We start from the raw sequence: 12,689 nt of genomic DNA on the forward strand, positions 1-12,689 counted from the left end.
GAGGTGGTTTTTTGCAGTACAAAAAGAAAATAATGGAAAATTTATATAAGGTTTCAAGTCCAGAAAGGTATATAGGTAATGAGTGGAATACTATTAATAAAAAGTGGCAGGCTGATAAAATGAAAATTGCTCTTGCCTTTCCTGATGTTTATGAAATTGGGATGTCCCATCTTGGACTTAAAATCTTATATCATTTAATTAACAAAGAAGAAAATATGCTGGCAGAGAGGGTTTATGCTCCCTGGCAGGATATGGAAGATTTAATGAGAAAAAAAGAGATTCCACTTTACACTCTGGAATCATATCATGAAATAAAAGATTTTGATATTTTAGCTTTTACACTTCAGTATGAAATGAGCTATAGCAATATCTTAAATATGCTTGATTTAAGTGGGATGAATATTTATTCTGAAAAAAGAAGTGAAAAAGATCCCCTTGTAATTGCAGGTGGGGCAACTGTATTTAATCCTGAACCTATTGCAGATTTTATTGACCTCTTTTTTATTGGAGAAGCAGAGAGTTTTATTATAACTTTATTTAACAAATATCAGCAATTAAAAAATCAAGACCTGCCTAAAAAGGAGATTTTGTTTGAGCTGAGTAAAGTTGATGGGGTATATGTCCCCTCATTATATAGTGAAAGTTATGCTGATAAGGGAGAAATTGCAGCTTTGCATGTCCAAGCTGGAGTTAAAGCAAAAAGCAAAAAACAACTTGTGCAAAATTTAGATCAAGCCTTTTATCCTACTGATTTTATTGTTCCTTATCGTGATACTGTTCATGAGAGAGTTGTTTTAGAGATTTCACGAGGTTGTACTAGAAGCTGTCGTTTTTGTGCAGCTGGAATGACATATCGTCCAAGCAGAGAAAGAAGTATTGACAGATTAATGGAAATAGCTGAAAAGGCATTAAAATCTACCGGTTATGATGAGATTTCATTGACTTCTTTAAGTGCAATGGATTATACGAAAATTGAGGAATTATTAAAAAGAATGACTGCTAAGTTTAGCCAGCATAAAATCAGTATCTCTTTATCCTCGCTTAGAGTAGATGAGTTTTCTGTTGAACTGGCAAATGAAGTCCAAAAAGTTAGAAAAACTGGCTTAACCTTTGCTCCAGAAGCAGGAACCCAGCGTTTACGAGATGTAATTAATAAAAATATTAATGAAGAAGATCTTTACAAGGCTGCTCGTTCTGCCTTTGAAAATGGTTGGTCAAGAATCAAACTATATTTTATGATAGGTTTACCAACTGAAACAATGGATGATTTAGCTGGAATTGTGGAATTAGCGAAAAAAGTTAGAGATATTGGCAAAGAAGTCCGAAAAAAGAGCAAAAAAAGGATGAGGAATATCCAAATATCAGTTAGTGTTTCTACTTTTGTTCCTAAAACTTTTACTCCTTTTCAGTGGGTTAAGATGGATGATATTGAGACAATAATTAAAAAACATGATTATTTAAGAGATAATTTAAGAGGACATGGTCTTAGTTTTAGCTGGAATGATCCAGAACTATCAAGGCTAGAAGGTGTAATTGCAAGAGGTGATAGAAGACTTTCAAAAGTTATTGCTAGTGCCTGGGAAAAGGGAAGTCGTTTTGAAGGCTGGAATGAATGTTTTGAGGCGAGAATATGGGGCGAAGCTTTTAGAGAAAATCAAATTGATCCAGCAGAATATTTAAGAGAAAGAAAAACTTCAGAAATTTTTTCTTGGGATAAAATTGATATAGGTGTTTCAAAAGAATTTTTATTAAAAGAGTATAAAAAATCTCAAGCTGGGGATTTAACCGCTGATTGTCGTTTTGAAGAATGTACTAGTTGTGCAATCTGTGCTAATTTTGGAGTCGATCTAGAACTGGTGGGTGGTCAAAAATAAAATGAATTATAGAATTAAATTTGAAAAATTAGAAGATTTGATGTATATTTCTCATTTGCAAGTTATGAAAACTATTAGAAGAATAATTAGAAGAGCAGAGCTTCCTGCAGCTTTTAGTCAGGGCTTTAATCCTCATATTAAAATCTCGATGGGACCACCACTTGCTGTTGGCTTAATTAGTTATGGTGAATATTTTGATTTAGAATTAAAGGAAGAATTAGTTGAAAGTGAGTTAATAAAAGCTTTAAATCAATTTTCACCTAAAGACCTAAATTTTATTAAAGCAGTTAAAATTCCTGAAAATATAAGATCCTTATCTTCACTACTTGATACAGCTATTTATACAATTGAATTTGATTTTGAAAGAAAAAAAAGTTGGGAAGAAGAAAAAGAGATTTTGCAAAATTTTATGCAAGAAGAAAGTATTATGATTATTAGACACCGTCGGAAAAAATCAGATCGAGAGATAGACTTAAAGAAAAGAATCTTTTCTGCAGAGGTAATAGAAGAAAACAAATGGAGATTTGCTGTTGTTACAGGCAGTAGAGGTAATTTAAGACCAGAAGAACTAAATAGGGCTTTAAAGGCAAGATATCCAGAAATCAAAGAATTTTCACCTCTCAATGTTCTAAGAGAGGGAGTTTTTGTAAAAGACGAAGACGATTTTTATCCTCCCTATGCAGAAAAGTTTATTGGGAGTTGAGCAGATGAGCAGACAAATAATTATTAATTCAGAGTTTAGAGAAAAAAGAGCAGCATTATTAAAAAACAATAATTTAGAAGATTTATTTTTTGAACGTGATACTTATCAAAAAATAGCAGGAAATATTTATCGAGGTAGAGTACAGGATGTACTCCCCGGAATGCAGGCAGCATTTGTTGATATTGGTATTGCCCGTAATGCATTTCTTCATTTAAATGATTTATATCCAATTTTAAGCAACTCACAAAAAAGCAAATTAAGTAAAAAAGAATTAAATGTCAAACATGTTTTACAGCCTGGACAATGGTTGATTGTTCAGGTAGTTAAAGAACCTATGGGTTCTAAAGGAGCTAAAGTAACCTGTAAAATATCGATTCCAGGCCGCTTTTTTGTTTATATTCCTTCAGATAACAAAATAGGTGTATCAAGAAGAATCACCGATGATGAAGAGCGAAATCGCTTGAAATCTATTGCTGGTGATTTAAAAAATGGTAAAGAAGGTTTAATTATTAGAACTAACGCTCATTCTGAAAGCTATTCTAAATTACAGAATGACTATAACTTTTTATCTGGAACCTGGAAGAGAATTAGAAATGATTTTTTCCAGAAAAATAATATTGATTTACTTTATCAGGAAGAAGATCTGCTAAAAAATTTGATTAGAGATTACCTAGATGAAAATATAGATCGAGTTGTAGTAGATGATAAAAAAGATTATCAGCGTTTAAGGGATTTAACTTCCATTTTTGCTCCGGATTTAAAAAACAGGGTTGCACTTTATCAGCGCAACATACCAATTTTAGCAGCTTATAATATAGAAAAAGAAATAGAAAGCCTTTTACAGCGTAAAGTTTGGCTTAAATCGGGTGGTTATCTGGTTATAGATCAAACAGAGGCTCTGGTAGCCATAGATGTAAATACCGGCAAATTTACCGGCAAAAAGAACCTACAGGATACCATAGTCAAAATCAATAAAGAGGCTGTTGCTGAAATTGCAAGACAGATAAAACTGCGAGATATTGGGGGAATTATTATAATTGATTTTATAGATATGAATAATAATTCTGATCAGCAGTCTGTTACTGATCTTTTAGCTAATGAGTTAAAAAAGGACCGAACTAAAACTTCAATTTTAGGTTTTACTCAGCTGGGACTTTTAGAGATGACCCGTAAAAAAGTTAGAGAAGGATTTGGATCTTTAATGCAAAAGGACTGTCACTGCTGTGGAGGTACAGGTAAAGTCTTATCAGAATCTACAGTTGCAATGAAGGTAATCCGCAAAATTGATGAGATTACTACCAGAGATAAATATCCTGCTGTATCTTTAGAGCTTCATCCAGAAGTTGCTGCAGTATTGATAGGAGCCGGGGGAGAAAAACTTGAGGAGTTGGAAAACAAGTTTGGAATAGATATTTTTATTAGTGGAAATACTGAATTAAATTATGAAGATATGGTTATTGAAAAAGGAAGTAAAGAAGAACTTCAACCTGATTTTTTAGATTTAGATGTTGGAGATAGAATTACAGTGGAGATTGAAGATCAGCATGCAAGTAATCAGAATGCAGGTATTGCTAGAATCGATGGTTATATTATTATAGTTAATCATGCAGGTAATATGGTTGACAATGAGGTAGAAATTATTATTGATGACCTTCACCGGACTTATGCTAGAGCTCATTTGGCATAAAGTTAAAAAAACTGGCCTGATTGCTTGACTCATTGCTTAAACTATGCTAAAATTTATATCTGGAGTTATATATCCAGTCTCCGTTTTGCGGAGATGCCAAAACCGCACGGTACAGGCTGTCAAATCTCTTTTAATAGAGTGCCTCATCCGGCGAGTCTGAGGTAAGGGAGGTGCAAGAATATGTATGCTATTATAAAAACTGGTGGTAAACAATACCGCGTTGAAGAAGATCAAATTATTACAATAGAAAAGCTTTCTGCTGAGGAAGGCGATAATGTAGAGTTCGAAGAAATTTTAGCTTTATCTGATGATAATGGTTTTAAAGCAGGTTCTCCATTTGTTGAAGGAGCAACTGTTAAAGGAAGAGTAATTGAACAGGGTAAACATAAAAAGGTAATTGTTTTTAAATATAAACCTAAAATCAGGTATCGCAAGAAGACGGGTCATAGACAACCTTATACAAAAGTTATTATTGAAGAAATTAATGCTTAATGTTTCTTTTAAAGCAAGTAATTAAAAAATATCTAGTTTGAAAAATATATAAATTTAAATTTATAGGGGGTGGAGTTAAATGTCCCAGAAGAAGGGTGTCGGTAGTTCGCGGAATGGTCGTGATAGTGAATCGAAGCGGTTAGGTGTCAAGGAATTTGACGGTGAATTCGTTTCTGCAGGTAGTATTTTAGTAAGACAAAGAGGTACTAAATTCAAGCCTGGTTTAAATGTTGGCCGTGGAAAAGATGATACATTATTCTCCAAGGTTAACGGTTATGTTAAATTTGAAAGAAAAGGAAGAAAAAATCGCCAAATAAGTGTTTATACAGAAGATCAGGTGGCTGCTTTAGCCTAAAGTAAGTTTTTTGTAAATTACCCTCAGTGCTTTGGTACTGGGGGCTTTTTTCGCTTATAATATTTTTAATTAGGGAGGTGAAATTTTTGTTTATAGATGAAGTAGAATTTAAAGTTAAAGCTGGTGATGGAGGTAATGGTGTTGTCAGCTTTCGTAGAGAAAAATTTGAAGATATGGGTGGTCCAGATGGTGGTGATGGTGGTGATGGTGGTGATATAATACTTGAAGTTGATGAAGGTATGAACACCTTAGCTGACCTAAGATATAATAATATATATAAGGCAAAAAGAGGTAAAAATGGTAAAGGTAAAAACCAGCATGGAAAAAATGGTGAAGATTTAGTTTTAAGGGTTCCACCAGGAACAATGGTTTATGATGCTGATACTGATAAATTTTTAGCTGATTTAAAAGAAGCTGGTGATAAATTAATAGCAGCTGAAGGTGGAAAAGGTGGAAGAGGTAATGCTCGTTTTAAAAAATCAACTCGTAAAGCTCCTCGTTTTTCTGAAAATGGAGCTAAGGGAGAATTTCGCAAACTCCGCCTTGAATTAAAAGTATTGGCCGATGTTGGTTTGGTTGGTTATCCTAATGTTGGTAAATCAACCTTAATAGCTCAAGTTTCACATGCAAAACCTAAGATTGCTTCTTATCACTTTACAACCCTGAAACCTAATCTAGGGGTAGTTAAATATGGAGAATATAAGTCATTTGTAATGGCTGATATTCCTGGTATAATAGAAGGAGCACACAAGGGGACGGGTCTTGGTGATGAATTTTTAAAACATTTGGAGAGAACTAGATTATTGGTTCATGTAATAGATGTATCAGGAATCGAAGGTAGAGATCCACTTGAAGATTTCGAAAAAATTAATAATGAACTGCAAAAATATAATGATTATTTAGCTTCACTTGAACAGGTGATTGCATTAAATAAAATAGATTTAGAACTTGGAAAGCAGAATATTGAAAGGGTTAAATCAGAGCTTAATGACCGTGGTTATAGTGTATTTCCTATATCTGCTGTTACTTCTGAAGGTTGTCAAAAATTAGTTTATCACCTTGGTCAGAGATTAGAAGAACTTCCTGAACGAGAAATCGCCAAAGAAGAGGAAGTATTAATTAGCCCGGATTTTGTTGATGAACTCTATTTTGAAAAATTAAATGAAAATAAGTATGAACTTAAAGGAACTCTGCTTGATTCTTATTTGGAGAAAACAGACTTTAATAATGATGCAGCAGTTCAGCGTTTAATGAGAGTTTTAAAACACCATGGATTAAATCAAATCATGGAGGAAAAAGGTATTAAAGAAGGAGATACTGTTATTATAGGTCCATTAGAATTTGACTATGTAGAATAAATATGAATAAAATTATAAAAAGGAAGGTGATTGAATGCTTAATGGAAAAAATAGAAGTTATTTAAGATCTCAAGCCAATAAACTTAACCCTGTAATTCATGTGGGTAAAGAAGGTGTAACTGATGCTGTAATTGAGCAGCTTGATCAGGCTCTAGAAGATCATGAATTACTTAAAGTAAGAATTTTAGAAAGTGTTGGTCGTTCAACCCGCTCTTGTGCAGAAGAACTTGCTACTGCTACTGCAGCAGAAGTTGTTCAGGTAATTGGCGGAATTGCAGTGCTTTTTCGTCAGCGTGATGAAGACTCTAATTATAAATTAAAAAAATAGAAAACTGTAGATTTGTTGTCTAACTCGGGGGAGAAATTAAGGGGAGTGATCTTTATTTCTAAAGTTAAAATTATTGCAGACAGCTGCTCAGATCTACCACAGGAGATTGTAGACAAATATGAGATTGAAATACTGAATATTCCGGTTCATATTGAAGATAAAATTTACTATGACAGAGATGATCTGCAGCCGGCAGATTTTTATAAACTATTAAGGGAAAAAGATATTGAACCTAAAACATCTAGAATTACACCAGAAAGATTCAAAAAGTGTTTTCAAAAATATTTAGCTGATTATGAAAAGATACTTGTAATTGCTTTTTCTTCTAAACTTAGTGGGATAGCTGAATCAGCTGTTATTGCCAAGAATGAGCTTAATACCGAAGATATTGTTATTATTGATTCAAAAGCAGCTGCGGTTGGTTTTGGCTTATTAGTTTATCAGGCTGCTGTAATGCTTGAAAATGGAGAAGAGTTTGAACAAGTTGTAGAAAAAACTGCTGAAAACGCCTCTTATTTAGAGCATATCTTTGCTGTGGGAGACTTAGAAATGCTAAAAAAGGGTGGTAGGATATCTAAAACTAAAGCATTTTTTGCTGATGTATTAAATATTAAACCTATACTCCATATTCAGGATGGAGAAATATTGCCCTATGATAGGGTTAGGGGTAAAAAAAGGATGTATAATTACTTATTAAATGAAATTGATAAGAAATGTAAAAATCCTGCTGAACAAATTATTGGAGTTAGTTATTCCAAAGATCTTAAAGCAGCAGAAAAGTTAAAAAATACGATAATTGATCAGTTTGAACCTAAAGCTGTTATTACTGCGGAAATTGGAGCAGCTGTGGGTTCTCATGCTGGCCCAGGAACTCTTGGGGTTGTATTTCAAAATAATAAAAAAATTGCTGAAGTAGAGATATACTAAAGTTTAATTATATTAAATGTGGGGGAAATCATGTCTATTTTAAATATCAATAATCTTAAAAAAGAATATGGTATTAATGAAGTATTAAATGGTTTTTCTATGCACATTAATGAGGGTGAAAGGACAGCTTTAATCGGAGCTAATGGCTCAGGTAAAACTACTGTTTTTAAATTAATTTCAGGTAGAGAAACTTATTCTGAAGGTAATATATCGATTCGTAATGATATTGAGATTGGTTATTTAGATCAATTACCTGATTTAGAGCCTGATTTAACGATTTATTCTGAATTAGAAAAGGTCTTTAAATCTGTTATTAAAGAAATAGAAAAATTAAAAAAATATGAAGAAAAAATTGCTCGTTATGGCAAAAAAGCTGATAGTTCAAATCCTCAGTCAGCAAAATTAAATAAATTAATGAAGGAATATTCACAACTTCAAGAAAAATTCAATCAGGGAATAGGTTATGAATATCAGAGCAAGATACGTCAGGTTGCAGCAGGTCTTGGTTTTAGTGAAGAAGTTATTTATCAAAAAAAGCTGGGCCAGTTAAGTGGAGGCGAAAAAAGTAGATTAGGTTTGATTAAACTTCTATTAACCGAGCCAGATTTACTTTTATTAGATGAACCCACAAATCACCTTGATCTAAAAGCTGTAGAGTGGTTAGAAAATTATTTAAATAATTATCAGGGGACTTTAATTATTATTTCTCATGACAGATATTTTCTTGATAATGTAATCAGTAGGATTGTTGAAATTAAAAATGGTAAAAATGAAGATTATGCCGGCAATTATAGTTATTATAAAAAAGAAAGAAAACGACGTTATCAACAGCATTTAAGAGAATATAAAAATCAGCAGAAAAAAATCAAAGAATTAGAAGATTCTATAGAACAGCTTTATATTTGGGGAAGATCAAGAGATAGTGAAAAAATGTTTAAAAGAGCAAAAGCTATGCAAAAAAGATTGGATAAAATAGATAGATTAGAAAAACCCACTCTAAAAGGAAGAAAAATGAATTTAGATTTAAGTACAGAAATTAGAGGTGGTAATGATGTACTTAAGGTTGAAAATTTAGCTAAAAGTTTTGCAGACTTGAATTTATTTTCTAATCTCAATTTAGAGCTATATAGAGGTGACAAAGCTGCTGTTATTGGAGATAATGGGAGCGGAAAATCTACTCTCTTGAAAATAATTATGGGAGAGCTCAAAGCAGATTCTGGTCAGGTAAAAATAGGGACAAATATCTATACTGATTACTATAGACAGGAATTTGATGGTTTTGATGAAAAAGATGATCTGATAACTGCCTTGAGAAAAGAAACAAGAATCACTGTTGCAGAAGCAAGAAATCGTTTAGCAGCCTTCTTATTTACCGGAGAGGATGTATTTAAGAAGGTTTCTCAGCTGAGTGGGGGAGAAAAAAGCAGGTTAAGACTTCTGCAGTTAATGAGTGGTAATTATAATTTTTTAATCCTAGATGAGCCCACTAATCACCTTGATCTACCATCAAGAGAAGTATTAGAAGAAGCTTTAAAAGAATTTTCAGGTACAGTTTTAATTGTCTCTCATGATAGATATTTTTTAGATGAAGTAGTTGATTATATTTATGAATTAGAAAATAGTGAACTAAAAAAATACTATGGTAATTATAGTTATTACAGCAGAAAAAAAGAAAAGATAAATATAGAATCTAAAGAAAAAGAGGCTGAAACTATCAATCAGGGAAGACTTGATTATGAGGCCCAAAAGAAAGCCAGGAATCGAGAAATGCAGCGCCAAAATACTTTAGATGAAACAGAAAGTTTAATAGAAGAGCTGGAAACAAAACTAGCAGAAGTTGAATCTCAGTTAACTAAAGAAAAGAATCTAAGTGATTTTGAGAAACTACAAGAATTAAAAAAAGATTATGAAAGAATAAACAATAGATTAGAAGTGCTTTATGAAAAGTGGGAAAAACTGCTAAAAAATTAATAATAAAAGAAAAGCCCCCTGCTAAGAGAAGGAGAAGCGAAAATAGCAGGGGGTTTTTCTGGTCTATAATATTATTTATATGTGATAGTTAATAATATTATCAATCTTAATATCTACTTGAGAGCTTTTACACCCTCTTCACCAGTTCTGATTCTAATTGCATTAGAAATATCTGAGATAAATATTTTACCATCACCAATTTCTCCAGTACTAACCGCTTTTTTTATTGCTTCTACAATTTTATCTACCTCATTATATTCTACAATTACTTCTACCTTTATTTTTTTTCGAAGTCTTATTCTATAGGTAACTCCACGATACATTTCGGAATGACCTTTTTGGGAACCATATCCTTTCACTTCAGTGATATTTAAACCACTAATACCCTGTTCTTCCAGTATATCTATTAATATATCAGTTTTTTCAGGTCTAATTATAGCTTCAATTCTTTTCATTTTACACCTCTCCTTTTTGAGGATTTAAATTTGGTACAAAATCTGGATAAGATTCTGCTCCATGTTCTGAAAAGTCCAGACCTTCGATTTCATCTTTTTCGGATACTCTCAAGCCTATAACTAAATCAATAGCTTTAAAGAGAACGAAACCAAGACCAAATGCCCAGAAGAAAACAGCTGTAACCCCAATCAACTGGGTTGTTAAAAGAGAGATACCTCCACCATAGAGAAGACCTCCATCTAAAGCAAATACTCCAACTGCCAGAGTTCCAAAAGCACCACAAACTCCATGAACAGAAATAGCTCCAACTGGATCATCAACCTGAATTTTATCAAAAAATTCTACAGAATAAATTACTATAATACCTGCAATTGCACCTATTATTACTGCCGAAAGATTGCTTACATCAGCTGTACCAGCTGTAATTCCTACCAAACCTGCTAATGCACCATTTAAAGTCATACTTACATCTGCCTTACCATATTTAATCCAGCTTACTGTCATTGCTAATACAGCACCTGCAGCAGCAGCTAAATTTGTTGTCACAGCAATAGAAGCTATGCTTAAATCAGTTCCTGCAATAGTGGAACCTGGGTTAAATCCAAACCAGCCAAACCAGAGAATAAAAACACCTAAGGATGCCATTAATAAATTATGACCGGGTAAAGCATTTGCTGAACCATCTTTATTATATTTGCCAATTCTGGGACCTAAAACTATTGCACCAGCTAGAGCTGCCCAGCCACCAACAGAGTGAACAACAGTTGAGCCGGCAAAATCGATAATGCCCATCTCAGCTAACCAACCTCCACCCCAGATCCAGTGTCCTACAACAGGATAAATGAATGCGGTAATAACAACACTGTAAGCTAGGTATCCGGAAAAGTTAGTTCTTTCTGCCATTGCACCAGAAACTATAGTAGCTGCTGTTGCTGCAAAAACAGTCTGAAAAATAAAGAAAGCCATTACTGGAATATCAAGTCCTAAATTTTCAAATGTGCCTTGAAGAAAAAAACCACTACTACCTATAAAAGCATTTCCAGCCCCAAACATAAAAGCAAATCCAACCGCCCAATAAACTAATGAACCAGCCGCAAAATCCATCATATTTTTCATGATTATGTTACCTGCATTTTTTGCTCTTGTAAAACCAGCTTCTACCATGGCAAAACCAGCCTGCATAAAAAAGACTAAAAAGGCAGCAATTAAAGTCCACATTGTATTAATTGCAACTGCATTAGCTGCAGCCAAGTCTTCCTGAGCCAAAACAAAGGGACTCAACAAAATTACTAGCATAAACGTTAATCCAAGCACCTGCAAAACATTACTTCTCGATCCTTTTCTACTCATTTTTAATTCCTCCTATGTTAGGTTTATGTTAACTATGAATAGATTATATAGGATAGTTATTTGATAAAGCAAGCACTTTGGAGTTTATATAATGGTATACAGCGTATACATTATTTATGAGAAATTTCAGTTTTATTTAAGGGCTTAAAAGTCTGGCATTACTGGAAGTTCTAACTTATGAGAGTTCTTTTTAGCAAGATTTTCAATTTTTCTTTTTACTTCTTCTTTTGCTTCACCTGTCAAAATGTATTTATCTATTTCTTCATAACTCATACCTAGTTCAGTTTCATCTTTTTGTTCTTCCCAAAGACCAGCTGAAGGATCTTTATTGATTATTTTGTCGGAAATATTTAATTCTGCAGCTGTTTTTCTAACCTCACTTTTAGTCAGGTTTGCCAAAGGAGCTAAATCAATTCCACCATCTCCATATTTGGTAAAATAACCTAATTTCAATTCACTTCTATTATCAGTACCAACTACAAGATAATTATTTAAATTTGCATAAAAATAGAGGTAGCTCATCCTTAACCTGGGTTTGATATTTGCTAGAGCTAATTTCAGTCTCCGCTCATCAGTGTTTTTAATTGATTGAATAGATTCTGCTGAGTTTGTACTGCTTAAATTATTTATAAATTCCTGATAAGTATTTTCTAGATCTATAATCTTGTATTCTATTGCAAAGCTTTCAGCATGTTCTACTGCATCTATCTGATCTTCTTTTTTGCTCTGACAGGGCAGGATTAAGCCAAGGGTATTATCTGGAAAAGCTTTTTTGCAGAGAAGAGAGGTAAGTGAGGAGTCAATCCCACCTGATAAACCTACCACAGCACCATCTGAACCACTTTCTTTGATCTTCTTTTTAATCCATTTGCTTAAATTTTCTGCTATTTCTTTATAATCTTTATCTAAATATTCTTCAAGCATTATTTTCACCTCATTTAATTGATTAATAAAAAATAATTACATAAAAACTTAACCTCTCACTTGTTTTAGAGCAAGAGAGAGGTTAAGAACCATAGTTTAAATATTAATTGTTTAACTAATTAGGGGGGGCTAATTGCTGCTCATTAAGAGATCTAAACAATTAAATATTTTTATATTATATTTATTTACTAAATTGCAATAATAAATTGAACTAATTTCAAACTGTAATAATTTTACTTGTATAAAATTAGTTTTAGTTGATCT

The 12,689-nt window shown here is 32.8% G+C and carries 12 protein-coding genes and 1 other annotated feature; of the genes, 9 read left to right on the forward strand and 3 right to left on the reverse strand.

Annotated elements, in window-relative coordinates; genetic code table 11:
* Positions 1 to 11: 11 nt before the first annotated feature.
* From LJ207_RS02710 to abc-f, 9 genes are all read left to right on the forward strand, one after another.
* Positions 12 to 1,874 (forward strand): TIGR03960 family B12-binding radical SAM protein, encoded by a 1,863-nt coding sequence (locus tag LJ207_RS02710; protein WP_229343853.1) that lies wholly within the window; start codon positions 12 to 14, stop codon positions 1,872 to 1,874.
* A gap of 1 nt (position 1,875) precedes the next feature.
* Positions 1,876 to 2,577, forward strand: coding sequence for a TIGR03936 family radical SAM-associated protein (locus LJ207_RS02715; RefSeq protein ID WP_229343855.1), 702 nt, complete (start codon positions 1,876 to 1,878; stop codon positions 2,575 to 2,577).
* Between the two features lie 4 nt (positions 2,578 to 2,581).
* Positions 2,582 to 4,264, forward strand: a complete 1,683-nt coding sequence (locus LJ207_RS02720; protein ID WP_229343856.1) for an Rne/Rng family ribonuclease — start codon at positions 2,582 to 2,584, stop codon at positions 4,262 to 4,264.
* Between the two features lie 90 nt (positions 4,265 to 4,354).
* Positions 4,355 to 4,432: a sequence feature (ribosomal protein L21 leader region), on the forward strand.
* 12 nt (positions 4,433 to 4,444) lie between these two features.
* A complete protein-coding gene (rplU, locus tag LJ207_RS02725) occupies positions 4,445 to 4,756 on the forward strand; it encodes a 50S ribosomal protein L21 (protein ID WP_229343858.1) in 312 nt (103 codons plus the stop codon).
* Between the two features lie 79 nt (positions 4,757 to 4,835).
* Complete coding sequence (gene rpmA / locus LJ207_RS02730; RefSeq protein WP_229343859.1) at positions 4,836 to 5,111, forward strand: 50S ribosomal protein L27; 276 nt, start codon at positions 4,836 to 4,838, stop codon at positions 5,109 to 5,111.
* 86 nt (positions 5,112 to 5,197) lie between these two features.
* Complete coding sequence (gene obgE / locus LJ207_RS02735; RefSeq protein ID WP_255666648.1) at positions 5,198 to 6,469, forward strand: GTPase ObgE; 1,272 nt, start codon at positions 5,198 to 5,200, stop codon at positions 6,467 to 6,469.
* 34 nt (positions 6,470 to 6,503) lie between these two features.
* A complete protein-coding gene (yhbY, locus tag LJ207_RS02740; protein WP_229343863.1) occupies positions 6,504 to 6,797 on the forward strand; it encodes a ribosome assembly RNA-binding protein YhbY in 294 nt (97 codons plus the stop codon).
* 45 nt (positions 6,798 to 6,842) lie between these two features.
* Entirely contained in the window at positions 6,843 to 7,724 is an 882-nt protein-coding gene (locus LJ207_RS02745; RefSeq protein WP_229343865.1) for a DegV family protein, read from the forward strand.
* A 30-nt stretch (positions 7,725 to 7,754) separates the two neighbouring features.
* Complete coding sequence (gene abc-f, locus LJ207_RS02750) at positions 7,755 to 9,695, forward strand: ribosomal protection-like ABC-F family protein (RefSeq protein WP_229343866.1); 1,941 nt, start codon at positions 7,755 to 7,757, stop codon at positions 9,693 to 9,695.
* A gap of 113 nt (positions 9,696 to 9,808) precedes the next feature.
* Here the strand turns inward: abc-f and LJ207_RS02755 are convergent, their stop codons facing one another.
* From LJ207_RS02755 to nadE, 3 genes are all read right to left on the reverse strand, one after another.
* Positions 9,809 to 10,150 (reverse strand): P-II family nitrogen regulator, encoded by a 342-nt coding sequence (locus LJ207_RS02755; protein ID WP_229343868.1) that lies wholly within the window; start codon positions 10,148 to 10,150, stop codon positions 9,809 to 9,811.
* Between the two features lies 1 nt (position 10,151).
* The gene (locus tag LJ207_RS02760; protein WP_229343870.1) at positions 10,152 to 11,501 is read right to left on the reverse strand and encodes an ammonium transporter; all 1,350 of its coding nucleotides are present in this window, start codon (positions 11,499 to 11,501) and stop codon (positions 10,152 to 10,154) included.
* A gap of 144 nt (positions 11,502 to 11,645) precedes the next feature.
* The gene (gene nadE / locus LJ207_RS02765) at positions 11,646 to 12,425 is read right to left on the reverse strand and encodes an NAD(+) synthase (RefSeq protein WP_229343871.1); all 780 of its coding nucleotides are present in this window, start codon (positions 12,423 to 12,425) and stop codon (positions 11,646 to 11,648) included.
* Positions 12,426 to 12,689 lie beyond the last annotated feature (264 nt).

This window comes from Halanaerobium polyolivorans, from assembly GCF_020711195.1.
GTDB classification, from domain to species: Bacteria; Bacillota; Halanaerobiia; order Halanaerobiales; family Halanaerobiaceae; genus Halanaerobium; species Halanaerobium polyolivorans.

Excerpts from the sequence above, each read along its gene's own strand:
- LJ207_RS02715 (WP_229343855.1), top strand. The coding sequence starts at position 1,876 with ATGAATTATAGAATTAAATTTGAAAAATTAGAAGATTTGATGTATATT.
- LJ207_RS02720 (WP_229343856.1), top strand. The coding sequence starts at position 2,582 with ATGAGCAGACAAATAATTATTAATTCAGAGTTTAGAGAAAAAAGAGCA.
- rplU (WP_229343858.1), top strand. The coding sequence starts at position 4,445 with ATGTATGCTATTATAAAAACTGGTGGTAAACAATACCGCGTTGAAGAA.
- rpmA (WP_229343859.1), top strand. The coding sequence starts at position 4,836 with ATGTCCCAGAAGAAGGGTGTCGGTAGTTCGCGGAATGGTCGTGATAGT.
- yhbY (WP_229343863.1), top strand. The coding sequence starts at position 6,504 with ATGCTTAATGGAAAAAATAGAAGTTATTTAAGATCTCAAGCCAATAAA.
- abc-f (WP_229343866.1), top strand. The coding sequence starts at position 7,755 with ATGTCTATTTTAAATATCAATAATCTTAAAAAAGAATATGGTATTAAT.
- LJ207_RS02755 (WP_229343868.1), bottom strand. The coding sequence starts at position 10,150 with ATGAAAAGAATTGAAGCTATAATTAGACCTGAAAAAACTGATATATTA.
- LJ207_RS02760 (WP_229343870.1), bottom strand. The coding sequence starts at position 11,501 with ATGAGTAGAAAAGGATCGAGAAGTAATGTTTTGCAGGTGCTTGGATTA.
- nadE (WP_229343871.1), bottom strand. The coding sequence starts at position 12,425 with ATGCTTGAAGAATATTTAGATAAAGATTATAAAGAAATAGCAGAAAAT.